Origin of the sequence: Streptomyces sp. NPDC014991 (assembly GCF_043080665.1) — a bacterium.
Classification (GTDB): Bacteria; Actinomycetota; Actinomycetes; order Streptomycetales; family Streptomycetaceae; genus Streptomyces.
On the sequence record NZ_JBIBVY010000011.1, the window covers coordinates 17,040 to 38,538 of the forward strand.

Annotated in this window: 20 protein-coding genes; 11 read left to right on the forward strand and 9 right to left on the reverse strand. The window is 73.2% G+C overall.

Features of this window, described 5'->3' with window-relative positions:
• Positions 1–52 precede the first annotated feature (52 nt).
• Positions 53–940, forward strand: coding sequence for a LysR family transcriptional regulator ArgP (locus ACF1BE_RS18390; RefSeq protein ID WP_392200073.1), 888 nt, complete (start codon positions 53–55; stop codon positions 938–940).
• A 378-nt stretch (positions 941–1,318) separates the two neighbouring features.
• Positions 1,319–1,570 carry a WhiB family transcriptional regulator gene (locus ACF1BE_RS18395; protein ID WP_392200074.1) on the forward strand — a complete coding sequence of 84 codons (252 nt, stop codon included), beginning with the start codon at positions 1,319–1,321 and terminating at the stop codon, positions 1,568–1,570.
• Positions 1,571–1,611: 41 nt separating this feature from the next.
• On the opposite strand, the gene ACF1BE_RS18400 is transcribed toward ACF1BE_RS18395, so the two are convergent.
• The 5 genes from ACF1BE_RS18400 to ACF1BE_RS18420 all read right to left on the reverse strand — a co-directional run bounded on the left by ACF1BE_RS18400 (position 1,612) and on the right by ACF1BE_RS18420 (position 6,912).
• Positions 1,612–2,061, reverse strand: a complete 450-nt coding sequence (locus ACF1BE_RS18400; protein WP_392200075.1) for a DUF6098 family protein — start codon at positions 2,059–2,061, stop codon at positions 1,612–1,614.
• A gap of 82 nt (positions 2,062–2,143) precedes the next feature.
• Positions 2,144–3,976 carry a sensor histidine kinase gene (locus ACF1BE_RS18405; RefSeq protein ID WP_392200076.1) on the reverse strand — a complete coding sequence of 611 codons (1,833 nt, stop codon included), beginning with the start codon at positions 3,974–3,976 and terminating at the stop codon, positions 2,144–2,146.
• 25 nt (positions 3,977–4,001) lie between these two features.
• Positions 4,002–4,706 carry a response regulator transcription factor gene (locus tag ACF1BE_RS18410; RefSeq protein ID WP_392200077.1) on the reverse strand — a complete coding sequence of 235 codons (705 nt, stop codon included), beginning with the start codon at positions 4,704–4,706 and terminating at the stop codon, positions 4,002–4,004.
• Between the two features lie 20 nt (positions 4,707–4,726).
• On the reverse strand, positions 4,727–5,461 hold the full coding sequence (locus tag ACF1BE_RS18415) for a L,D-transpeptidase family protein (RefSeq protein ID WP_392200078.1): 735 nt from the start codon (positions 5,459–5,461) through the stop codon (positions 4,727–4,729).
• A gap of 41 nt (positions 5,462–5,502) precedes the next feature.
• Complete coding sequence (locus tag ACF1BE_RS18420; protein WP_392200079.1) at positions 5,503–6,912, reverse strand: M1 family metallopeptidase; 1,410 nt, start codon at positions 6,910–6,912, stop codon at positions 5,503–5,505.
• Between the two features lie 201 nt (positions 6,913–7,113).
• On the opposite strand from ACF1BE_RS18420, the gene ACF1BE_RS18425 reads away from it, so the two are divergent.
• A complete protein-coding gene (locus ACF1BE_RS18425; protein ID WP_392200080.1) occupies positions 7,114–7,464 on the forward strand; it encodes a DUF488 domain-containing protein in 351 nt (116 codons plus the stop codon).
• 3 nt (positions 7,465–7,467) lie between these two features.
• On the opposite strand, the gene ACF1BE_RS18430 is transcribed toward ACF1BE_RS18425, so the two are convergent.
• Together ACF1BE_RS18430 and ACF1BE_RS18435 are read right to left on the reverse strand one after the other, a co-directional pair.
• The gene (locus tag ACF1BE_RS18430) at positions 7,468–9,141 is read right to left on the reverse strand and encodes an FAD-binding dehydrogenase (protein ID WP_392200081.1); all 1,674 of its coding nucleotides are present in this window, start codon (positions 9,139–9,141) and stop codon (positions 7,468–7,470) included.
• A 48-nt stretch (positions 9,142–9,189) separates the two neighbouring features.
• Positions 9,190–9,813, reverse strand: a complete 624-nt coding sequence (locus ACF1BE_RS18435) for a TetR/AcrR family transcriptional regulator (RefSeq protein ID WP_392200082.1) — start codon at positions 9,811–9,813, stop codon at positions 9,190–9,192.
• 133 nt (positions 9,814–9,946) lie between these two features.
• Here ACF1BE_RS18435 and ACF1BE_RS18440 point away from each other — a divergent pair, with 133 nt between their 5' ends.
• The 3 genes from ACF1BE_RS18440 (at position 9,947) to ACF1BE_RS18450 (ending at position 12,688) form a co-directional block, all read left to right on the forward strand.
• Entirely contained in the window at positions 9,947–10,576 is a 630-nt protein-coding gene (locus ACF1BE_RS18440) for an alpha-ketoglutarate-dependent dioxygenase AlkB (protein ID WP_392200083.1), read from the forward strand.
• A 98-nt stretch (positions 10,577–10,674) separates the two neighbouring features.
• Complete coding sequence (locus tag ACF1BE_RS18445; RefSeq protein ID WP_392200084.1) at positions 10,675–11,442, forward strand: MBL fold metallo-hydrolase; 768 nt, start codon at positions 10,675–10,677, stop codon at positions 11,440–11,442.
• 10 nt (positions 11,443–11,452) lie between these two features.
• Positions 11,453–12,688, forward strand: coding sequence for a DUF4032 domain-containing protein (locus tag ACF1BE_RS18450; protein ID WP_392200085.1), 1,236 nt, complete (start codon positions 11,453–11,455; stop codon positions 12,686–12,688).
• A gap of 1 nt (position 12,689) precedes the next feature.
• Here the strand turns inward: ACF1BE_RS18450 and ACF1BE_RS18455 are convergent, their stop codons facing one another.
• Entirely contained in the window at positions 12,690–13,556 is an 867-nt protein-coding gene (locus ACF1BE_RS18455) for a universal stress protein (RefSeq protein WP_392200086.1), read from the reverse strand.
• A gap of 241 nt (positions 13,557–13,797) precedes the next feature.
• Here ACF1BE_RS18455 and ACF1BE_RS18460 point away from each other — a divergent pair, with 241 nt between their 5' ends.
• The 3 genes from ACF1BE_RS18460 to ACF1BE_RS18470 are packed head-to-tail and all read left to right on the forward strand — an operon-like array spanning position 13,798 to position 17,269.
• Positions 13,798–15,474 (forward strand): FAD-dependent oxidoreductase, encoded by a 1,677-nt coding sequence (locus ACF1BE_RS18460; RefSeq protein WP_392200087.1) that lies wholly within the window; start codon positions 13,798–13,800, stop codon positions 15,472–15,474.
• On the forward strand, positions 15,471–16,922 hold the full coding sequence (locus tag ACF1BE_RS18465) for an ATP-binding protein (RefSeq protein WP_392200088.1): 1,452 nt from the start codon (positions 15,471–15,473) through the stop codon (positions 16,920–16,922). Before ACF1BE_RS18460 ends, ACF1BE_RS18465 begins: the two co-directional genes overlap by 4 nt.
• On the forward strand, positions 16,919–17,269 hold the full coding sequence (locus ACF1BE_RS18470) for a UBP-type zinc finger domain-containing protein (RefSeq protein WP_392200089.1): 351 nt from the start codon (positions 16,919–16,921) through the stop codon (positions 17,267–17,269). The genes ACF1BE_RS18465 and ACF1BE_RS18470 overlap by 4 nt, the downstream gene beginning before the upstream one ends.
• Before the next feature lie 135 nt (positions 17,270–17,404).
• Here ACF1BE_RS18470 and ACF1BE_RS18475 read toward each other — a convergent pair whose 3' ends face one another.
• A complete protein-coding gene (locus tag ACF1BE_RS18475; protein WP_392200090.1) occupies positions 17,405–19,165 on the reverse strand; it encodes a M4 family metallopeptidase in 1,761 nt (586 codons plus the stop codon).
• Positions 19,166–19,503: 338 nt separating this feature from the next.
• Between ACF1BE_RS18475 and ACF1BE_RS18480 the strand changes: the two genes are divergently transcribed.
• Together ACF1BE_RS18480 and ACF1BE_RS18485 are read left to right on the forward strand one after the other, a co-directional pair.
• Positions 19,504–20,670 carry a serine hydrolase domain-containing protein gene (locus ACF1BE_RS18480; protein WP_392200091.1) on the forward strand — a complete coding sequence of 389 codons (1,167 nt, stop codon included), beginning with the start codon at positions 19,504–19,506 and terminating at the stop codon, positions 20,668–20,670.
• Positions 20,671–20,744: 74 nt separating this feature from the next.
• On the forward strand, positions 20,745–21,422 hold the full coding sequence (locus tag ACF1BE_RS18485) for an AIM24 family protein (protein WP_392200092.1): 678 nt from the start codon (positions 20,745–20,747) through the stop codon (positions 21,420–21,422).
• The last annotated feature ends 77 nt before the right edge of the window (positions 21,423–21,499 follow it).

A 21,499-nucleotide genomic window follows, 5' to 3' on the forward strand; every position in this document is an offset into this window, starting at 1 on the left:
GCAAGGCCCGGCCACAAGTACAGCTAAGGATTCTTACGTACCCTTAGCTGCCATGATGAGCGAGCTGCCTCTGGAGCAGGTACGCACCCTGCTGGCCGTGGTGGACGAGGGCACGTTCGACGCGGCCGCCGCCGCGCTGCACGTGACGCCGTCGGCGGTCAGCCAGCGGGTCAAGGCGCTGGAACAGCGCACCGGCCGGGTGCTGCTCCAGCGCACCAGGCCGGTGCGGCCCACGGAGTCCGGCGCGGTGCTGGTGCGGTTCGCCCGGCAGCTCGCCCGGCTGGAGCGGGACGCCTGGGGCGAGCTGGGGCTGAACGGTACCGGCGAGCCGACACGGGTGTCGGTCGCCGTGAACGCCGACTCGCTGGCGACCTGGTTCCTGCCGGCACTCTCCCGGGTCGCGGGCCTCTGCTACGAACTGCACCGGGAGGACGAGGACCACACGGCGGCGCTGCTCCGCGAGGGGCTGGTGATGGCGGCGGTGACCTCGTCCCCCGACCCGGTGCCCGGCTGCACGGTCCGGCCGCTCGGCCGGATGCGCTATCTGCCCGTGGCCGCCCCCGCGTTCGCCGACACCCACCTGGCCGGGCGGCCTCCGGCCGAGGCGCTGCCCCGGGCGCCCGTCGTGGTCTTCGACCGCAAGGACGACTTCCAGGACGGCTTCGTGCGCCGGCTGGGCCGCGGGTCCGCCGGTCCCCACCGGCACCTCGTGCCGACCTCCGAGGGGTTCCTGGACGCGGTCGCCGCGGGGCTCGGCTGGGGCATGGTCCCGGAGGCGCAGGCCGGCCCGCTGCTGGAGCGGGGGCGGCTGGTCGTGCTCGCCCCCGGTGAGTGGATGGACCTCGCCCTGTACTGGCAGCAGTGGAAACTCGACTCGCCGGCGCTGGCCGCCCTGGCCGACGCGGTCTCGGCGTCCGCGGCCGAGGCGCTGCGCCGCTGAGACACCGGCGACGCCGGGACACCGGGACGCCGAGGCACCGGGGAACCGGCGGTCGGTCATCTGCCGGGCCGGCGCGGGCCCGAGGAGCAGCGGACGCGGGCCGACGGTGGGGGGCGGACGACCGACCGCCTGTCACCCGGCCCCAACTCCCCTTCCCCACCGCCCGGTCGGGCTGCCGGCGGGCCGCCGCCCCGCGCCGCCCGGTCAGTTGAGCGCGCACCGCTCGGCGCCTCCCCGCGTGCCGCCCGGGGCGACCGACACGCAGTTGCCGCCCGATCTCCTCAGGTTGTCCCGTTTCACGGCGTCGCGACCGGTCACCCGGACCCCAGCACACTTTCGACAGGCACGGACGACTTCGACCCGATCCAGGAGATTCCGATGGACAACTGGCGCGACCATGCCGCGTGCCGTCAAGAGGACCCCGACCTGTTCTTCCCGATCGGCACCACCGGTCCGGCGCAGGTGCAGACCCAGCAGGCCAAGGCGGTGTGCGGGCACTGCCCGGTCCGGCAGCAGTGCCTCGAATGGGCACTGGACACGGACCAGAGCATCGGCGTCTGGGGTGGCACGACGGAGCTGGAACGCCGGGCGCTGCGCCGCCGCGCCCGCTCCCGGCCCCGCTCGGGGTGACCGGCAGCGACGGCGGGGGCCCAGCGGCCCCCGCGGCCAGGTCAGCGGCCCCCGCGGCGCAGGGTGCCCCACTCCCGCTCCTGCCCGGCCACCTCGGCCTTCGCCGCGTCGATCACGCCACCCGCGATCCAGCACAGCGGCTCGACATCGGCCACGAGCGGTTCGTTGTCAGGGCCCCGGCCCGTCTCCCGGCCCGTAAGGACCCACGGACGGACGCCGGGGCCCTTCTCGTGCGGCAGGTGCGCGTAGTCGTACAGGCGGCGCGCCACCCACAGCTCCCGGGACCGTTCCTCCCACCACGCCTCGACGTCGAGCGGGTTGGCGGACAGTCCGGGCATGGGGACGCCGGTCAGCTCGTCGGTGCTGGAGACGCGGTCGAGGTCGGTGGCGGGCCCCCTGGACCAGCGCACGTACAGGCCCCGGTGTCGTTCCACCAGGCGGGCCACCTCGGCGAGCGTGGACACGACCGGCAGGTCGTCCGCTGTGCTCATGGCATGACCTCCCTCGGCTGCGCGGTGCGCGACCGGAGTACCCCCGGCGCGCGCCGGGAACCGGCCCGGGGGTGTCCGGCTCTCAGGCAGCGTCGCCGGGCGGCGGCGCGCCGGGAAGCCGCAGGGTGAACACCGCGCCCGCGCCGGGCTCGCTCGCGGCCTCGGCCGTGCCGCCGTGCGCGGCGACCAGGTGGCGGACGATCGGCAGGCCGAGGCCGCTGCCGCCGGTGCGGCGGCTGCGGGACCTCTCCGCGCGCCAGAACCGGTCGAAGACGCGTGGCAGGTCCTCGGGCGGGATGCCCCGGCCGGTGTCGGTGACGGTGAGGACGACGTCGTCGCCGTCACGGCGGGCGGCCAGCGTGACGGTGCCGCCGGCGGGGGTGTGCCGCAGCGCGTTGGAGACCAGGTTCCCGAGCGCCTGCCGCATCCGTACCGGGTCGGCGTCCAGCCAGGCCGTGCCACCGGCGTCGGTGCGCAGCGCGACTCCGGCGGCACCGGCGGCGAGCCGGTGCGCGGCGGCGACCTGGTCGATCAGGTCACCGGCCCGCAACGGCTCGCGGTGCAGGCGCAGGGTGCCGGCGTCGGCGGCGGCGAGGTCCTGGAGGTCGTCGATGATCCGCTGGAGGACGAGCGCCTCCTCGTGCAGGGAGTCGAGGAGCGCCGGGTCGGGGTCCACGACACCGTCGCGTACGACCTCCAGCCAGCCGCGGATGTTGGTGAGCGGGCTGCGCAGCTCGTGGGCGATGTCGCTGACCATGGCCCTGCGCTGGGCCTCCAGCCGCTCGCGGCGCTCCGTCAGGCCGTTGAACGCCTCGGCGAGGATGCCGGTCTCGTCCCGCGTGGTCACCGGCACGCGCACGTGCAGCTCGGGCGGCTGCTGCGCGGCCTGGGTCAGCGCGCGCAGGGGCCGTACCAGACGCACGGCGACGACGGCGGTCACGGCGACGGTGACGGCCAGGACCAGCCCGGCCACGCCCACCACCTTGGCCTTGTTGGCCGGTGACATGTCGAAGCGGGCCGGGTTCTGGTCGCCGATGCCGAGGAACAGCTCGGCCGCCGGGGCGGCGTAGGGCTCCAGCTGGGTGCGGCGTGCGGCCAGGACGCAGCGCTGGGCCCGCGCGGCGGCGCCCTTGTCCGGCGCGCCGTACTTGGCGAGGAGGTGGCGGCCGCCGAACGGGTCCTTGCCGCCGGGATCGAAGATGAGGAAGGGCCGGTCGCCGAGTGCCGGGCCCGCCCGGCGCAGACAGGGCCGGACGAGGTCCGACAGCCTGTCCAGGGCCCGTTGTTCCGTGGGCGTGGGGGTGTTGAGCCGGCCGTCCTCGCACACCGTCGCGTCGTACCCGGCAGGGTCGGTGCCGTCCTCGGTGGTGACCACCGGCCGCCCGCTCGTCGTGTGGGTGACCGTGGCCCTGAGGCCGTAGCGCTCGTAGCACCGCTCGCGTACGGCGGCCAGCGCCTCCAGCTTCGTCCGCTCCGCGGCCGGGAGCCGGTACGGGCCCACCACGCGCGGGTCGATGCCGCTGAGCTGGGCGCCGGACTCGGTGTAGGTGTCGGTGCGCAGCGGGTCGACGGTGGCGGCGGGCCGGGGCGGCAGCGGGGTGCCGCGGGGCGCGGAGTCCGTGACGAGGGTACGGTCGGCGGTGGTGAGCGCGATCCGGCGTCCGGTCCGCGCGGCCAGTTCGTGGACGGTGTGCCGGACGCCCGCCCAGTCCGGGTGGGTGGCGGCGTAACCGCTGAGCCGGGCGAGGATGCGGTTGTCGGCGGCCAGGTCCTGGCCCTGCTCCTCCTTCAGCGCGCTCGTGGTGGTGGTCACGGCGAGCCAGGCGGTGGCGGCCACCGAGCAGACGGCGATCAGCGCGGAGCCGAACAGCAGCCGCACCAGTAGCCGCTTGCGCAGCGGGATACGGCGCGTCACGGACACCCCCCGCCCCACAACGGCCTCACGTACGTGCGCCGGTGAGTTTGTAGCCGACGCCGAACACGGTCAGCAGGCGGGCCGGGTGGCGTGGGTCGGCCTCGATCTTGCGGCGGAGGTTCATGATGTGCACGTCGACGGCCCTCTCGGTGGACGCCCGGTCGAAGCCGCGGGTGCGGTGCAGCAGCTGGCGGCGGGTGAACACCCGCTCCGGCTCGCCGGCCATGGCCAGCAGGATCTGGAACTCGGCCGGCGTGCACTCCACCGGCGCACCGTCGCACCGCACCTCGTGCCGCACCGGGTCGACGCTGATGCCGGCGGCCCTCACGACGGGATCCTCGCCCCGGGCGCCGGCGCCCCGCCCGCCGCGTCTGAGGACCGTACGGATACGGGCCATCAGCTCGCGCGGGCTGTACGGCTTGGTCATGTAGTCGTCGGCGCCGAGATCGAGGCCGAGCAGCACGTCGTCCTCGGCGGAGCGGGCGGTGAGCATCACCACGGGGATGTCCGGGCCGGCGTCGTCGCGCAGCGCCCGGCAGACGCCGAAGCCGTCGACGACCGGCAGCATCAAGTCGAGGACGAGGAGGTCGGGCCGCAGCCGGCGGGCCGCGTCGAGCGCCGTCGCGCCGTCGTGCACCACCGTGGCGGTGTGGCCCTCGGCCAGCAGGGAACGGCGGATGAGTTCGGCCTGTTTCTCGTCGTCCTCGGCGACCAGCACATGTGCGCACACGAGTTCGGATCCTAGGCCGCTCAGTGGGCGAGCCAGTCGGCGTACCCCATGGCGACGACCGGATGCCGGTGCGGGTCGAGGGTGCGCAGCAGCGTCTTCATGTGGGCCTTGGCGATGCTGACGCAGCCGTGGGTGGGGCCGCCGTGGTCGACGTGCAGCCAGACCCCGCCGCCGCGTTCCGCGCCGAGGGGCCGGGTCCAGTCCAGGGGTGATGTGCCGCGCCTGCGGTTGTAGTCGATGGCGATGACGTAGTCGAAGGAGCCCTCGAGGGGCTCCCTGCGAAAGCCGGTGCCGGGCGAGCGGAATCCGCCGGAGTGGTGGTACGGGAGTCTGCTGCCCGGGTCCGGGAGCCGGCCGCCGGCGTCGGAGAGGGTGTAGACGCCGAGCGGGGAGCGCAGGTCGCCGGACGTGTGGTGGCCGCTCCAGCCGTGCAGCGCGTTGTGGGCGGGCCAGGCGGGGCCCGCCTGCCATCCGTCGGGGGTGCGCTGGTGCAGGACGACGGTGCAGTGCGGGGAGTCGCCGCCGCGCCCGGTGACGACGACGGCCTGCGTGCAGTGCGCGGGTATCTCCGCGGTCCGTGCGGGGCCGAGCCCGGGTATGCCCCGTGGGGCCGGCCGCGTGGGCGTGGGGTGGGCGGGCGCCGGCGCCGGACGGCGGGACGGCGCCCGGCGCTCGGTCGCCTCGGCTCCGCCGCCGCAGCCGGTGAGCAGCAGCGGGGAGGCGAGGGCGGCGACGGCGGTTCTGCGTCGGATCATGGGTCGATCTTGCTCGCCGGTTGTGTGGAACTGGTCAGGTTTCAGGGCCTGTTCGGTTTGCCCGGCGCGTACAGCCAGGTGTGGAACAGTCCTTTCAGCTGCTTCCCCGAGGTCCGCTCGGCAAGCCTCACGAACTGTGCCGTCGTCCCGTGCCCTCCGCGGTGCCCGGTCGCCCAGGCGCGCAGGACGCGGAGGAAGTCCCGGGCGCCGACGGTCCGGCGCAGCTCGTGCAACGCCATGGCGCCGCGGGCGTAGACGGGCGTGCCGAAGATGCGGGCGCCACTGCCGGGGTCGCCGGGCGGGTAGGCCCACAGCCCGTCGCCCGCGGGGCGGGCGTAGAGGGCGTCGAAGGCCTGCTGGGCGCTTCGGCCGCCGTGCTGCTCGGCGTAGAGCCACTCGGCGTAGGTGGCGAAGCCTTCGTTGAGCCAGATGTCCTTCCAGGCGGTCAGGGAGACCGAGTCGCCGAACCACTGGTGGGCGTTCTCGTGGACGAGGGTGGCGAGGTCGGGTGCGGAGTCGTAGACGGGCCGGGTCTGGGTCTCCAGGGCGTAGCCGACGTCCGGGGCGTGGTCCACGATCGAGCCCGCGGCCCGGAAGGGGTAGGGCCCGAACAGCTTGCTCTCCCACTCCAGTACGGAGGGGAGTTTGCGCAGGACGGGTGCGGCGGCCCGCGCCTCGCGCGCGTCGACGGCGTTGTACACCTGGATGCCGTCGCGGGTGGTGTACCGCTCGACCTGGAACTTCCCGATGGTGGCGGTGGCCAGGTAGGCGGCCATGGGCCGGGTCTCGCGCCAGCGGAAGGTGGTTCTGCCGTGGGCGGTGTGCTGCCCGAGCAGGACGCCGTTGGCGACGGCGGTGCGCCCCTGCGGCACGGTGATCGTGAAGTCGTACGACGACTTGTCCTCGGGGTGGTTGTCGGCCGGGAACCAGGTCATCGCGCCCTGCGGCTCCCCCGCGACGAACGCGCCGTCGTCGGTGGGGATCCAGCCGTCGGCCGAGCCGTCGGGGTCGGTGACCGGCTCGGGGGTGCCGTGGTAGGTGACCGTGACGCGGAACTCCCGGCCCGGGCGCAGGGTGTGGCGCGGGGTGACGACGAGTTCCTGGCCGTCGCGCCGGAACGCCGCCGTGGTGCGGCCGACGGTGACGGAGGTGACCTTCAGACCCTTCAGGTCGAGGTCGAAGCGGGTGAGCCGCTGGGTGGCGCGGGCGGTGAGGACGGCGGTGGCGTCCAGGCGGCGCGAGGCGGTGTCGTAACGGAGTGTCAGGCCGTAGTGGCGGACGTGGTAGCCGCCGTTGCCGCTGAGCGGGAAGTAGGGGTCGCCCGCGCCGGACGCGCCGGTCGTGCCCGGCGCGGCGGGTCCGGCGGCGCCGATCAGGGCCGCGACGGCGACGGGGACGGTGGCGAGGGCGGCGGTACGGCGTCGGGCGGTCTGGGTGCGCGGTGGCGTCACGTGCGTTCCTCCGGGGTGGCCGGTGATCGACTTGCCGCCAGACTAGGCCGGGCCGGGCCCCGGTCTCCCCCTTGTTCCGGTCAAGTCGTGCCGGTGCCCCGGGTGAGGCCTCCGGCCAGGTCGGGTCGCGTCGCCGCGTGGTGGGCGGGGCGCGCCGCAGTACGCTCGCGGGACCGTCCGCGACCCGAGAGGGGGCCCAGCGTGAGCGTGCGCCTGCGCCGGATCTACGAACCGCCCGAGCCGGACGACGGCCTGCGCGTCCTGGTCGACCGGCTGTGGCCGCGCGGCCTCGCCAAGGACGCGGCGCACGTCGACGAGTGGCCCAAGGCGCTCACCCCGTCCACCGAGCTGCGCCGCTGGTACCACGCCGGCGAGGGCGGGTACGAGGAGTTCCGCCGGCGGTACGAGGCGGAACTGGCCGCGCCGGAGGCCGCCGAGCTGCTCGACGGCCTCCGGGAGTCGGCCCGTGGGGGACCTGTGACGCTGCTGACGGCGTCGAAGGCACCCGACACGAGTCACGCCCACGTCCTACTGGACCTGTTGCGGAGCTGACGTTCAGGCCGTGAGCCGGGCGGCGTGCCGGCCCGCCGCCCGGCCCGAGAACAGGCAGCCGCCGAGGAAGGTGCCCTCCAGGGCGTTGTAGCCGTGCACGCCGCCCCCGCCGAACCCGGCCACCTCGCCCGCCGCGTACAGGCCCTCGATCGGCGTGCCGTCGGTGCCGAGGGCGCGGGAGTCGAGGTCGGTCTGGATACCGCCGAGGGTCTTACGGGTCAGCACGTGCAGCCGGACCCCGACGAGGGGGCCCGCGGCCGGGTCGAGGATGCGGTGCGGGGCGGCGACCCGGCCGAGCCGGTCGCCGATGTAGCGGCGGGCGTTGCGGATGCCCTGGATCTGGGCGTCCTTGCTGTAGGGGTTGGAGATCTGCAGGTCGCGGGCCTCGATCTGGCGGCGCACCTCGGCCGCGTCCAGCAGGTCCCTGCCGGTGAGCGCGTTCATCCGGGCGACCAGCTGCTCCAGGTTCCCGGCGGTGACGAAGTCGGCACCGTGGTCGAGGAAGGCGCGCACCGGTCCGGGGGCGCCCTTGCCGAGCAGCCGGTCGCGCAGGACGGCCTTGCGGTCCTTGGCGGTGATGTCGGGGTTCTGCTCGGACCCGGAGAGCGCGAACTCCTTCTCGATGATCTTCCGGGTGAGGATGAACCAGGAGTGGTCGTACCCGGCGATGTCCTCGGTGGTGCGCAGGTGCCGGAGGGTGCCGAGGGTGTCGTAGCCGGGCAGGCAGGGGTCGGGCAGCCGGCGGCCGAGGGCGTCCAGCCAGACGGAGGAGGGGCCGGGCAGAATGCGGATGCCGTGGCCGGGCCAGACCGGGTCCCAGTTCTCCAGGCCCTCGGTGTAGTGCCACATGCGGTCGCGGTTCACGAGCCGTACACCGGCCTCGGCGCTGATGTCGAGCATGCGGCCGTCGACGTAGGCCGGGACTCCGGTGACCATCTCGGCGGGGGGTGTGCCGAGCCGCTCGGGCCAGTACCGGCGGATGATGTCGTGGTTGGCGCCGATGCCGCCGGTGGTGACGACGACGGCCTGGGCGGTCAGTTCGAAGTCACCGGCCCGGTCGCGGCCGGAGGGGGCACCGCGCGGGGAGTCGTCGGGGGTCAGGACGGTGCCCCGCACCCCGCTTGCCGTGCCGTCCTCGATGACCAGTTCGTCCACCCGGTGGCGGTGGTGGAAGGTCAGCAGCCCGTCCCGGGCGGCCTGCCGGGCGTGACGCACGAAGGGCTCGACCACACCGGTCCCGGTGCCCCAGGCGATGTGGAAGCGCGGTACGGAGTTGCCGTGCCCGTCCGCCCGCAGGTCGCCGCGCTCGGCCCAGCCGACCGTGGGCAGCAGCTCGATGCCGTGCCCCTGGAGCCAGGACCGCTTCTCGCCGGCCGCGAACTCGACGTAGGCGCGGGCCCAGCGCACCGCCCAGCTGTCCTCGTCCTCGAGCCGGTCGAACCGCGCGCTGCCGCGCCAGTCGTTCCAGGCCAGGTCGAAGCTGTCCTTGATGCCGAGCCGGCGCTGCTCGGGCGAGTCGACGAGGAAGAGCCCGCCGAAGGACCAGAACGCCTGGCCGCCGAGGTTGGCGGCGTTCTCCTGGTCGACCAGGGCCACCCGGCGGCCCCGGCTGGTGAGTTCGTGTGCCGCGACCAGGCCGGCGAGGCCCGCTCCGACGACGATGACGTCCGCGTCCATGACGACTGTGTCCTTCCTGACGGTGCTCGCAGCCGGCCGTGCCGGTGGTCAAGCGGGGATGCTGCTGCCGTCCGTGAGCAGCGCGGTGAGGAGTTGCTTGAGCCAGGCCCGGGCGGCCTCGGCGTCCCGGTCCAGCAGCAGCTGGGTGGTGACCCCGTCGTACGCGGCGACCACGGCGTGCGCGGCGCCGTCCACGTCGCCCAGTACGGCGGGGAGTTCGGTGTGGCCCCGGGCCCGCAGGAGCCGGTCGGCGACGGCCCGCCGGAGCCGGGTGCGGTGGTCGAGGAGGGTCCGGGCGACCGCCGGGTCCCGGGCCGCGTGCACCAGGAAGTCGGTCTTGACCAGCAGCCAGTCCACGTCGAGCAGCAGCACCTCGGTGACCCGGTCCACGGAGGCGGGCACGTCCAGGTCGGGCCCGTCCTGGGCCAGCGCGTCGGCCACCTGGGAGGCGATGAGGTCGGCGCGTTGCCGGTAGAGGGCGAAGAACAGCTCGTCGAGGGTGGCGAAGTTCGAGTAGAAGGCACCCCGGCTGTACCCGGCCGCCTCGCAGACCTCCTCGATGGAGACCCGCCCGAAGCCCTTGGCCGCGAACACCTCGAACGCGGCGTCGAGCAGCCGGGCGCGGGTGCGGACCCGGCGCCGGGTGACGCGTCCGGGTGTGTCGTTCTCCATCGGCAGCGGACCTCCGTTCGATACGCGAATGTATCGGATGCATCGATGTATCGAAAGGCGTACGGGGGCGGCCACCGCCGGGCCGGGTGAAATCGATAGGAACGTATTTTCGATTTCGGAGTACGCTGGACGCATGGCCACGCACCTCCAGGGCTCCCTGTTCGACCAGACCGACGAGCTGCGGCTCGGCCCGCTCGGCGGCCTGCGCCGGACCGATCTGGGCTCCGGCGCCTGGATCGACGTCCTGCCCGGCTGGCTGAGCGGGGCCGACGCCCTCTTCGAGCGGCTGGCGGCGGACGTGCCGTGGCGGGCGGAGCGCCGGGCGATGTACGACCATGTGGTGGCCGTGCCCCGCCTGCTGGCCTTCTACGGGGCGGCGGACCCGCTTCCCCACCCGGTCCTGGACGAGGCCCGCGCCGCCCTGTCCCGGCACTACGCCCAGGAGCTGGGTGAGCCCTTCACCACCGCCGGGCTCTGCTTCTACCGCGACGGCCGGGACAGCGTGGCCTGGCACGGGGACCGGATCGGGCGCGGTGCCCGCCAGGACACCATGGTGGCGATCCTCTCCGTCGGCGCGCCCCGGGACCTGCTGCTGCGCCCCGCCGGCGGAGGCGGCGGCACGCTGCGGCGGCCCCTCGGCCACGGCGACCTCATCGTGATGGGCGGCTCCTGCCAGCGCACCTGGGAGCACTGTGTGCCCAAGACCACCCGGGCCGCGGGGCCACGCGTCAGCATCCAGTTCCGGCCGCACGGCGTCCGCTGACGTCCGGAACCGGCTCCCGCCCGCCGGGTCTCCGTGCGGGGCGGCACCCCGTCTGGTTGGCTGTCCACGACGACCGCCGCTCGAGGTTCGGGGAGAACATGCGGGCAGACGTGCACCAAGTCGCCGAGGGCACCTACCTGGTGCACGGCCACCACACCAACTGGGTCATCCTCAAGGACGGCGACGCCGTCACACTGGTCGACACCGGGTACCCGGGAGACCGGCAGGGACTGCTGGAGTCCCTCGCGCGGGTGGGCAGTTCACCGGAGGCGGTCGCGGCCGTCCTCATCACGCACGCCCACAACGACCACCTGGGTTCGGCCGAGCACCTGCGCACCACCTACGGCACGCCGGTCCGGCTGCACCCCGCCGAGGTCCCGCACGCCCGGCGGGACTTCCTGCAACAGGCCACCATCGCCGACGTGGTCCGCAACGCCTGGCGGCCCGGCGTCCTGCCCTGGGCGGCGCACGTCGTCCGTGCGGGCGGCACGGAGCACCACCCTGTCACCGCGCCCGAGCCGTTCCCGGCCGAGGGCCCGCTCGACCTGCCGGGCCGGCCGGTCCCGGTGCACACCCCCGGACACACGGACGGCCACTGCGTCTACCACCTGCCCGGAGCGGGCATCGTGATCTCCGGGGACGCCCTGGTCAGCGGGCACGCCACCTCGCGGATCAAGGGGCCGCAGCTGCTGCCGGACTTCTTCCACCACGAGCGCGCGCGGGCGGTGGCCTCCCTGGAACTGATCGCCGCGCTCGACGGCGACGCGCTGCTGCCCGGGCACGGGCCCCTCCACCGCGGCTCGGTGCGGGCCGCCGCCGAACAGGCCGGGGCACGCGCCTCGGGGAACAGGCGTACGGGGCCGTAAGGTTCGTGCCATGGCCTTGCAGATCAACGCCACGAACCCGGAGCACCCCGCCCTCCTGCTCGCCCTGCCCTGGGACACGCCGCTGGAGGAGTGGCCCGAGGAGTACCTCGTGCCGCTCCCCCGCGGCATCTCCCGGCACGTCGTGCGGTACGCACGCGCCGGCGACGAGGTGATCGCCGTCAAGGAACTGGCCGAACGGCCCGCGCTGCGCGAGTACGAGCTGCTGCGCGACCTGGACCGGCTCGGCATCCCCGCCGTCGACCCGCTGGCCGTGGTCACCGGGCGCACCGGCCGCACCGGCACGCCGCTGGAGCCCGTGCTGGTCACCCGGCATCTGCGCGGCTCGCTGCCGTACCGGTCGATGTTCGAGACGACCATGCGCCCGGCGACCATGCACCGGCTGATGGACGCCCTCGCCGTGCTGCTGGTGCGGCTGCATCTCGCCGGGTTCGCCTGGGGCGACTGCTCGCTGTCCAACACCCTGTTCCGGCGGGACGCCGGGGCCTACGCGGCCTATCTGGTCGACGCCGAGACCGGTGACCTGCACCCCCGGCTCAGTCCGGGACAGCGGGAGTACGACCTCGACCTGGCCCGGGTGAACATCAGCGGCGAGCTGCTCGACCTGGAGGCGTCCGGCGCGCTGCACCCCTCCGTCGACCCGGTCGACTTCGGCCACGAGATCTGCACCCGCTACCAGGGGCTGTGGCAGGAGCTGACCCGCACCTCGGTGTACCCGGCGGGCAAGTACCACTACATCGAACGCCGTATCCGCCGCCTGAACGAACTCGGGTTCGACGTGGCGGAGATGCAGATCGAGCACTCCTCCAGCGGCGACACCGTCACCTTCGTGCCGAAGGTCGTCGACGCCGGTCACCACCAGCGGCAGCTGCTCCGGCTGACGGGGCTGGACGCCGAGGAGAACCAGGCGCGGCGGCTGCTGAACGACCTGGAGAGCTGGATGGCCACCCAGGACGACTACGCCCCGGCCGATCCCCTCGCCGCCCGCCCGGAGGTGCTGGCCCACCGCTGGGTGCGGGACGTGTTCCGGCCCACCGTGCGGGCGGTGCCGCCGGAGCTGCGCGGCTCCATGGACCCGGCGGAGATCTACCACGAGCTCCTCGAACACCGCTGGTACCTGTCCGAGCGCGCCCAGCACGACATAGGCCTCGGCACCGCGGTCACGGACTACATCGACCGGGTGCTGCCCAAGGCCCGGACAACGCTGGAGCCGACGGGCCCCGAGTAGCTCAGGGGTGCGGGACCACGGCCACCGGGCAGTCCGCGTGGTGCAGCACGCCGTGCGTGACCGAGCCGATCCGGGCGCCGACGGCCGTGCGGTGCGCCCGGCGCCCGACGACCACCAGCTGGGCCCGTCCGGCAAGCGACAGCAGCACCTGGCCCGCGCTGCCCATCTCGATGTGCTCCGCCACGGGCACCTCGGGGAACCGCTCCCGCCACGGCTGGAGGGCCGCGGCCAGCGACTGCCGCTCGTACGGTTCGAGGCCGCCCGCGTCGTCGAGCAGCCTCAGCGAGCCGGGGCTGTAGGCGAACACCGGCGGCAGGGTCCACGCCCGGACGGCCCGGACGGCCGCGCCGCGGGCCGCCGCCGTCTCGAAGGCGAACCGCAGCGCCGCCGCACTGTCCTCGGGGCCGCCCTGCTGGCCGACCACGACGTCCCGCCCGGCCGCCTCGGCCGCGGCCTCGTCCGTCGCGCGCACCAGTACCACGGGGCGGGCCGCCTCCGCGATGACCTGCTGGCCGACCGAGCCGAGCAGGAAGCCGACCACGGGTCCGTGCCCGCGCGAGCCGAGCACGAGCATCTCGGCGTCGGCCGCCGCGCCGGCCAGCGCCTCCGCGGCCCCGCTCTCCACCACGTCGACGGTCACCGTCAGCCGCGGGTGCCGCGCGGAGACGGCGCGCACGGCCTCCGACACGCCCTGGGAGACCCAGTCGTGCTGGGTGTCGCGGTCGGCGGCGGCGAGCGTCTCGGCATAACGCCACGCGTGGACCACGCGCAGCGGCAGCCCTCGGCGTACGGCCTCCCGGGCCGCCCAGTCCAGCGCGGCCAGACTCTCCTCCGTACCGTCCACCCCTGCCGTGATCGGGCGTGTCATCCCTGGGCCTCCTCGTCGCCGGTCCTTCTGGTGCTGGTGCCCACTATCGGGCACGGGTGCGCACGGCAACGCCGATCCCCTGGCCGAGCCGTCCGCGTCCCACCGGGGCGGAGCGCGCGCTGATCACTCTCCTCCGTACACGTGAGCGAACCCCGGCGATCGAACATACGATGGCTGCGAACCGGTGCGGTGGTCCCGACGACACCGGCCCGTGGGATCCGATACCCGGGGTGGGAGACGTATGGCACAGGCCGCCGAAGCAGCGCGGACCGTCATCCTGACCGTGGACGACGACCCGGGGGTCTCCCGCGCCGTCGCCCGCGATCTCAGGCGGCGCTACGGCGCGTCGTACCGGATCGTCCGCGCGGAGTCCGGGGAGTCCGCGCTGGAGGCGCTGCGCGAGCTGAAGCTGCGCGGCGACCTGGTGGCCGTGATCCTGGCCGACTACCGGATGCCGCAGATGAACGGCATCGAGTTCCTGGAACAGGCGCTCGACGTGTATCCGGGCGCGCGCCGGGTGCTGCTGACCGCGTACGCCGACACCGACGCGGCGATCGACGCCATCAACGTGGTCGACCTGGACCACTACCTGCTCAAACCGTGGGACCCGCCGGAGGAGAAGCTCTACCCGGTCCTGGACGACCTGCTGGAGGCCTGGCGCACCCGCGCCTACCGGCCGGTGCCCAGCACGAAGATCGTGGGCCACCGCTGGTCGGCCCGGTCCTCGGACGTGCGCGAGTTCCTGGCCCGCAACCAGGTGCCCTACCGCTGGTACTCGGTGGAGGAACCGGAGGGGCGGCGGCTGCTGGCGGCGGCCGGGCAGGACGGGCAGCGGCTCCCGCTGGTGATCACCGCGGACGGCAGCGCCCTGGTCGAGCCGGAGGCGCCCGAGCTGGCGGCCCGGGTGGGCCTGGCGACGACGCCGACGGCCGAGTTCTACGACCTCGTCGTGATCGGCGGCGGACCGGCCGGGCTCGGCGCCGCCGTGTACGGGGCGTCGGAGGGTCTGCGGACCGTGCTGGTGGAGCGGTCGGCGACCGGCGGGCAGGCCGGGCAGAGCTCCCGCATCGAGAACTACCTCGGCTTCCCCGACGGCGTCTCCGGTGCCCAGCTCACCGACCGGGCGCGGCGGCAGGCGGCCAAGTTCGGTGCCGAGATCCTGACCGCGCGCGAGGTGACCGGGCTGGAGGCCTGCGGTGCCGCGCGGGTCATCCGGTTCGCGGACGGCTCGGCGATCGCCGCGCACAGCGTGATCCTGGCGACCGGGGTGCAGTACCGGCAGCTGGACGCCGCGGGCTGCGCCGACCTCACCGGCTGCGGGGTGTTCTACGGCTCGGCGCTGACCGAGGCGGCCTCCTGCCAGGGCGAGGACGTGTACATCGTCGGCGGCGCCAACTCGGCGGGGCAGGCGGCGATGTACCTGTCCCGGGGCGCCAAGTCGGTGACGCTGCTGGTACGCGGCACGGACCTGTCGGCGTCCATGTCGTACTACCTGATCCAGCAGATCGGCGAGGCCCCGAACATCTCGGTGCGCTGCCACACGGTCGTCGACGAGGCGCACGGCTCCGGCCGCCTGGAGCGGCTGACGCTGCGTGACACGGTGACCGGGGAGACCGAACAGGTCGACGCGCAGTGGATGTTCGTGTTCATCGGCGCCGCCCCGCTGACCGACTGGCTGGGCGAGGCGGTGCTGCGCGACGGGCGCGGCTTCATCCTGGCCGGTCCCGACCTGACCGCGGACGGGCGCCCGCCGGCCGGCTGGGAGCTGGACCGGCCGCCGTACCACCTGGAGACCAGCGTTCCCGGCGTGTTCGTGGCGGGCGACGCCCGCGCCGAGTCCGCCAAGCGGGTCGCGTCCGCCGTCGGAGAGGGAGCCATGGCCGTGATGCTCGTCCACCGGTATCTGGAGCAGTCATGAGCGGGCAGGTCATGCCGTGCAGCCCGGGAGAGATCGGCTCGCTGTTCCTCTTCGAGAAGCTGAGCCCGCAGCAGCTGGGCCGGCTGTGCGGCGCGGGGCGGGTGGAGCTGTTCCAGCCCGGCCCCGTGTACACCGAGGGCGACCCCGCCACCTGCTTCTTCGTGATGGTGCGGGGCACGGTCGTGCTGTCCCGCCGGGTCGGCGGTGACGACGTGGAGGTCTCCCGGACCTCCCAGCCCGGGGTGTACGCGGGCGCGATGCAGGCCTACCTCGGCGACCGGGTGCCGCAGGTCTACAACAACTCGATGCGGGTGACGGAACCGACCCGGTTCTTCGTGCTGCCGGCGGACCTGTTCGCGGACGTGATGCGTGAGTGGTTCCCGATGGCCGTGCACCTGCTGGAGGGACTTTTCTTCGGCTCGAAGAACACGCAGGCCATGATCGGGCAGCGGGAACGGCTGCTCGCCCTCGGCTCGTTGTCGGCCGGGCTCACGCACGAGCTGAACAACCCGGCGGCAGCGGCCGTCCGGGCCACGTCGGCCCTGCGGGAACGGGTCGCGAAGATGCGGCACAAGCTCGGCGTGATCGCCGGGGGGCCGTTCACCCGTGAGGCGCTGGCGAGCCTGATCGAGATCCAGGAGCGCACCGCCGAACGGGTGGCGAAGGCGCCGGTGCTCGGCCCGCTGGAGGCGTCCGACCGGGAGGACCAGCTCACCGACTGGCTGGCGGACCACGGCTTCGACCAGGGCTGGCAGGTGGCACCCACCTTCGTGCAGGCCGGACTCGACGTCGACTGGCTGGAGCAGGTCGCGGCGGCCGTGGACGAGGAGCTCCTGCCGGGCGCGGTCGGCTGGCTGAACTACACCATCGAGACCGAGCTGCTGATGAGCGAGATCGAGGACTCCACCACCCGCGTCTCGCATCTGGTCGACGCGGCCAAGCAGTACGCGCAGCTGGACCGGGCGCCGTACCGCGAGGTGGACGTCCACGAACTCCTCGACAGCACGCTGCTGATGCTGTCGGGGAAGACCGGCCCGGGCATCACGGTCGTCAAGGATTACGACCGCACGCTCCCGCCGGTGCCGGCCTACCCGGCGGAACTGAACCAGGTGTGGACCAACCTCGTCGACAACGCCGTCTCGGCCGTCCGCAGCGCCGGCGGGGAGGGCACACTGACCGTGCGGACCGCGCTCGACCACGAGCGGCTGCTGGTGGAGTTCCGGGACACCGGGCCCGGTGTGCCGCCGGAGATCAGGGACCGGATCTTCGACCCGTTCTTCACCACCAAGCCGGTCGGCGAGGGCACCGGGCTCGGCCTGGACATCTCCTGGCGGATCGTCGTCAACAAGCACCACGGCACGCTGCGAGTGGAGTCGGTGCCCGGCGACACTCGTTTCCAGGTGCTGCTGCCCCTGACCGCCGAGACGCACGAGGAGGAGCGGGAGTGAACGACGCCGAAGGAATCGACCCCCGGGTCCCGCCCAGCGGCACGGGCTGCGTGGAGTGCGAGGAGGCCGGCGGCTGGTGGTTCCACCTGCGGCGGTGCGCGCGGTGCGGGCACATCGGCTGCTGCGACGACTCCCCCGGCCGGCACGCCACCGCCCACTACCGGGAGACGGGGCACCCGGTGATCCGCAGCTTCGAGCCGGGCGAGGCCTGGTTCTGGAACTTCGCCACGGAGGAGCTGTACGACTCCGGGCCAGATCTCGCTCCCCCGGCCGGCCACCCCGCCGACCAGCCGGCGCCCGGGCCTGCCGGCCGGGTCCCGGCGGACTGGGCGCGGACCCTGCGCTGAGCCGCCGGCGCCCCGCGCACCGGCCCGCGCGTCCGCCGGGACCCTGACGGCGCCGGGCCGCCCCGCGCGGGGCCGGGAACACGGATGCCCCGCGCGGGGCGGGGCATCCGGTGCTGCCGGGTGTGCTGCCGTCCGTCAGTGGCGGGCGGCCGGCGTGTTGGCGGCGGTGACGTTGACCGCCGACCACGACCTGTCCACCGTCTTGTACTCGGTGCTGTTCGCGCCGTACAGGTCCTTGGCCGCCTTCAGCGTCGCGAGGCGCGCCTGGTGGAAGTCGGTGTCGGAGACCATGTAGCGGGTGAGCGCACGGTAGTAGATGGCGGTCGCCTTGGTGCGGCCGATGCCCTTGACCGTGATGCTGTGGTACGTCGGCGAGTTGTAGGTGACGCCGCCGATCGTCTTCTTGCCGCTGCCCTCGGCGAGGAGGTAGTAGGCGTGCGAGGAGACACCCGAACCGGCGTGCACCTCGGTGCCGTACACCTCCGGCTTCCAGTAGTCGATGGTGCCCTCGAGCTTGTCGAGCGAGGGGTGGTCGAGGCGGCGCAGGAACTTCTGGGCGAGGCCCAGCTTCTCGCCGACCAGGTAGTCCGGCGTGTCCTTCGTGTTCTTGGCGTAGAACTCGACGTTCGAGCCGAAGATGTCCGCCAGCGACTCGTTCAGCGAGCCGGGCTCGCCGTACTGGTTGCCGTACTGGTCGACGATGGTCGGCTGGAGGTTGGCGGTCGCCTCCACCACGCCGTGGGTCAGCTCGTGACCGGTGACGTCGAGGACGACGAGCGGCTTCTTGAACATGTCGCCGTCGCCGTCGCCGTACAGCATGCAGTTGCAGGTCGGGTCCCAGAAGGCGTTGCCGACCTTCTTGCCCCAGTGGACCATCGCCTGGGCGGCCTTGCTGTTGTTGGCGATGCCCTTGCGCCCGAACGTGCCCTTGTAGAAGTCCAGGGTCTTGGTGATGCCGTACTGGGCGTCGGCGGCGGCGCTCACCCGGCTGGTGGTCTTGCCGTTGCCCCACACGTCGGTCGTGTTGGTGAACTTCGCGCCGGCGCTGAACTTCTCCGTCTCCGAGCCCTTGGCGTCCCGGGTCTCGGTGCCGTACCGGTTCGGGTCCTTGAGCTGGAAGTGGCCGCGCGAGGTCTGCGTGGTGGTCAGACCGACGGTGCCCACGAAGAGCGTCTTGCCGGTGCCCTTGGCGGCCGACGGGTAGTGCGTGGCGCCGGAGACGCCGGAGCCGAGCAGGCCGGAGGCGGTGGAGGCGGAGCCGATGCCGGTGGCCGGGTCGGCGCTCTCGCCGCGTTCGCGCAGGGTGTCGACCAGCTTCGGCGACAGGAACTCGTCCCGGACGGGCGTGTTGCTGCGGACCTTGCCGGTGACCGCGTCCACGACGACCGTGTGGGAGTTGTCCTCGGCGGTGACGGTGACCTGGTAGGCGAGCGCGGAGGCGCCGCCCCGGGCGTCCACCACGAGCTGGGCGCCGCCCGCCTCGCCCTTGGCGGCCTGGGCGGCCTTGGCGGCGGCCTGGGCCGGCGTCAGCCTGGCCTTGGCGGCCGGCTCGACGGTGTGGTCGGCCGCGCGGGTCACGCCCGTGTAGCCGAGCCCCCGGTCGAGGTGGACGATGAGGTCGCCACCGAGCACCGGCAGGTCGCCGTGCGTCCGGACGAAGCGGACGTGCCGGGCACCCTCCGGGTCGATCATGACGTCCTGGGCGTGCAGTTCGTCGCCCTTGGTGACGCCGGTCGCCGAGGCGTGCGTGAAGGCCGCGCTGCGCGCCGCCTCCACCACCAGCGTGGCGTTCGAGGCGGCGGAGGCGGCGGTCCGCTCCACCCCCGTGGAGGGACCCGCGAAGGCCGTACCGGCCAGGCCCGTGGCAGCCGTCGTCACCGCGATGGCGATCGCCACGGAGCGTATGTGCGCTCTACGCAATCTGATCAGGGTTCCTTCGTTCGAAGGCGGCTGGGGACACCAACCGCCTTGTGAAATGGCGCAGTTGGGCGCCATAGGGGCTTGTCTGGCGCCCCCGGGGGGTAACCCTGTCGGATCAGTCATGTGCACGTAAAGCCGGAATGATCCATTTCGCGAACTTCTATGGCAATCCTTTACGAATGGCCGCCACAGAGTGATCACTGGACCACCAACTGTGTGTCGACTGGGGAGACGTTGCCTCAATCCCCTAGGTTCCCAGGGCGGAATGTGACCGATATCGCATCAGGAACCGAACCGATGGGAGTGGAAACCGGATGGTCTCAGCAACGGTGGGACGGGGAGCGGTCCTCGGGGCGGTCGCGCTGTCACTCCTCGCGGTCCCGGTGCGGGCCGTGGCCGCGGAGCACGACACCCCGGCACCGGCGACTCTCCCGGCGCCGGACACGGCGGGGCTGGCCGCGGTGCTGCGGTCGGCGGTGGACCGGGGCGCACCGGGCGCGCTGGCCCGGATCGACGACCACGGGCGGACGTACCGGGTCACGCTCGGCGTCGCGGACCGGGGCAGCGCGCGGGCCATCAGCACGGAGGACCGGTTCCGGGTCGGCAGCATCACCAAGACCTTCTCGGCCGTCGTCCTGCTCCAGCTCGCCGACGAGCACCGGCTCTCGCTCGACGCGCCGGTCAACCGGTACCTGCCGAAGCTGTTGCCCGACGACCGGATCACGGTCCGTCAGGTGCTCGGCCACCGCAGCGGACTGTACGACTACACGAACGACATGTTCGCCCACAGCGTCTCCGGCTTCGAGGCGGTGCGGAACAAGGTCTTCACCTACCGTCAGCTGGTCGCCCTCTCCCTGAAGAAGCCCCGCACCAACGCGCCGGGCGCCGCCTACGCATACTCCAACACCAACTTCGTCGTCGCCGGCCTGCTCATCGAGAAGCTCACGGGCCGGTCCGTGGCGACGGAGTACCAGGACCGCGTCATCGGGCCCCTGGGACTGGGCGACACGTTCTACGTCCATCCGCGGACGGCGATCCCGGGTCGGTACGCGCGCGGGTACCTGACACCGGACACGGCGGGCGCCGCGCCGGTCGACGCGACCGCCCAGACCGTGTCCTGGGCACAGAGCGCGGGGGCGGTCATCTCCAGCGCGCGGGACCTCGACACGTTCTACGGCGCGCTGCTCGGGGGAAAGCTGATGTCCGCCGCGCGGCTCGCCGAGATGGAGCGGTTCACCCCGGTGAACAGCACGACGGCGTACGGACTGGGGCTGCGGCGGCGGGACCTGTCCTGCGGGGTGTCGGTGTACGGGCACACAGGGGCCGTGCAGGGGTACTACACGTACGCGTTCGCCACGAAGGACGGCGGGCGCAGCCTCACGGCGATGGCCAACACGTCGAACAACGGGAAGGTGCTCGACACGCTGGCGGGCGCCCTGGACTCGGCGTTCTGCGGCAAGGCGAAAGCGGTCGAGCCGTAGCGGCTCTTCCGTGGCCGAACCGGTACGTCGCGTGATCTTGGCGGAACACTGTCGTCCGGGACACCATGCCCCGCATGAAGGGTGAGCTTTTCTCCAGTCAGCATGTGGTCCAGCCGGCCCTCGAGCCGGGGATGTCCGTCGAGAACGCCAAGTGCCTCAGATACGCGGTGAACGGTGAGATGTACGCCCGGCAGGGCGCGATGGTCGCCCACCGCGGCGACCTGAGGTTCGAGCGCAAGGGGCAGGGCGTCGGCGGCATGCTGAAGCGTGCGGTCACCGGTGAGGGACTGCCCCTCATGGCGGTGCGCGGGCAGGGCGAGGCCTGGTTCGCGCACGAGGCGCAGAACTGTTTCATCGTCGAGGTGGAGGCCGGTGACCGGTTCACGGTCAACGGCCGCAACGTCCTGTGTTTCGACGCCTCGTTGTCGTACGAGATCAGGACGGTGAAGGGGTCGGGCATAGCCGGCGGCGGCCTGTTCAACAGCGTCTTCAGCGGCCAGGGCCGGCTCGGCCTGGTCTGCGACGGCAACCCGCTGGTGATCCCCGTGACCGCGCAGGCGCCGGTGTACGTCGACACGGACGCGGTGGTGGGCTGGACCGCGCACCTGGAGACCTCGCTGCACCGCTCGCAGTCCATCGGCTCGATGCTGCGCGGCGGTTCCGGTGAGGCCGTGCAGCTGATGCTCCAGGGCGAGGGGTACGTGGTGGTACGGCCGAGCGAGCTGACGCCCCACAAGCCCCAGCAGCACTGAACCTTCACAAGTGAGCCGCGTCGCCCGCGCAACCCCCGCCGTCGTACCGGCGTCTTGATCGACAACAGACCGAGCCC

Bases quoted from the DNA above. Each gene is read 5' to 3' on its own strand.
- ACF1BE_RS18450 (WP_392200085.1), top strand. From the start codon at position 11,453: ATGGCCTTGCAGATCAACGCCACGAACCCGGAGCACCCCGCCCTCCTG.
- ACF1BE_RS18445 (WP_392200084.1), top strand. From the start codon at position 10,675: ATGCGGGCAGACGTGCACCAAGTCGCCGAGGGCACCTACCTGGTGCAC.
- ACF1BE_RS18485 (WP_392200092.1), top strand. From the start codon at position 20,745: ATGAAGGGTGAGCTTTTCTCCAGTCAGCATGTGGTCCAGCCGGCCCTC.
- ACF1BE_RS18465 (WP_392200088.1), top strand. From the start codon at position 15,471: ATGAGCGGGCAGGTCATGCCGTGCAGCCCGGGAGAGATCGGCTCGCTG.
- ACF1BE_RS18455 (WP_392200086.1), bottom strand. From the start codon at position 13,556: ATGACACGCCCGATCACGGCAGGGGTGGACGGTACGGAGGAGAGTCTG.
- ACF1BE_RS18400 (WP_392200075.1), bottom strand. From the start codon at position 2,061: ATGAGCACAGCGGACGACCTGCCGGTCGTGTCCACGCTCGCCGAGGTG.
- ACF1BE_RS18415 (WP_392200078.1), bottom strand. From the start codon at position 5,461: ATGATCCGACGCAGAACCGCCGTCGCCGCCCTCGCCTCCCCGCTGCTG.
- ACF1BE_RS18430 (WP_392200081.1), bottom strand. From the start codon at position 9,141: ATGGACGCGGACGTCATCGTCGTCGGAGCGGGCCTCGCCGGCCTGGTC.
- ACF1BE_RS18440 (WP_392200083.1), top strand. From the start codon at position 9,947: ATGGCCACGCACCTCCAGGGCTCCCTGTTCGACCAGACCGACGAGCTG.
- ACF1BE_RS18460 (WP_392200087.1), top strand. From the start codon at position 13,798: ATGGCACAGGCCGCCGAAGCAGCGCGGACCGTCATCCTGACCGTGGAC.
- ACF1BE_RS18435 (WP_392200082.1), bottom strand. From the start codon at position 9,813: ATGGAGAACGACACACCCGGACGCGTCACCCGGCGCCGGGTCCGCACC.
- ACF1BE_RS18480 (WP_392200091.1), top strand. From the start codon at position 19,504: ATGGTCTCAGCAACGGTGGGACGGGGAGCGGTCCTCGGGGCGGTCGCG.
- ACF1BE_RS18390 (WP_392200073.1), top strand. From the start codon at position 53: ATGATGAGCGAGCTGCCTCTGGAGCAGGTACGCACCCTGCTGGCCGTG.
- ACF1BE_RS18395 (WP_392200074.1), top strand. From the start codon at position 1,319: ATGGACAACTGGCGCGACCATGCCGCGTGCCGTCAAGAGGACCCCGAC.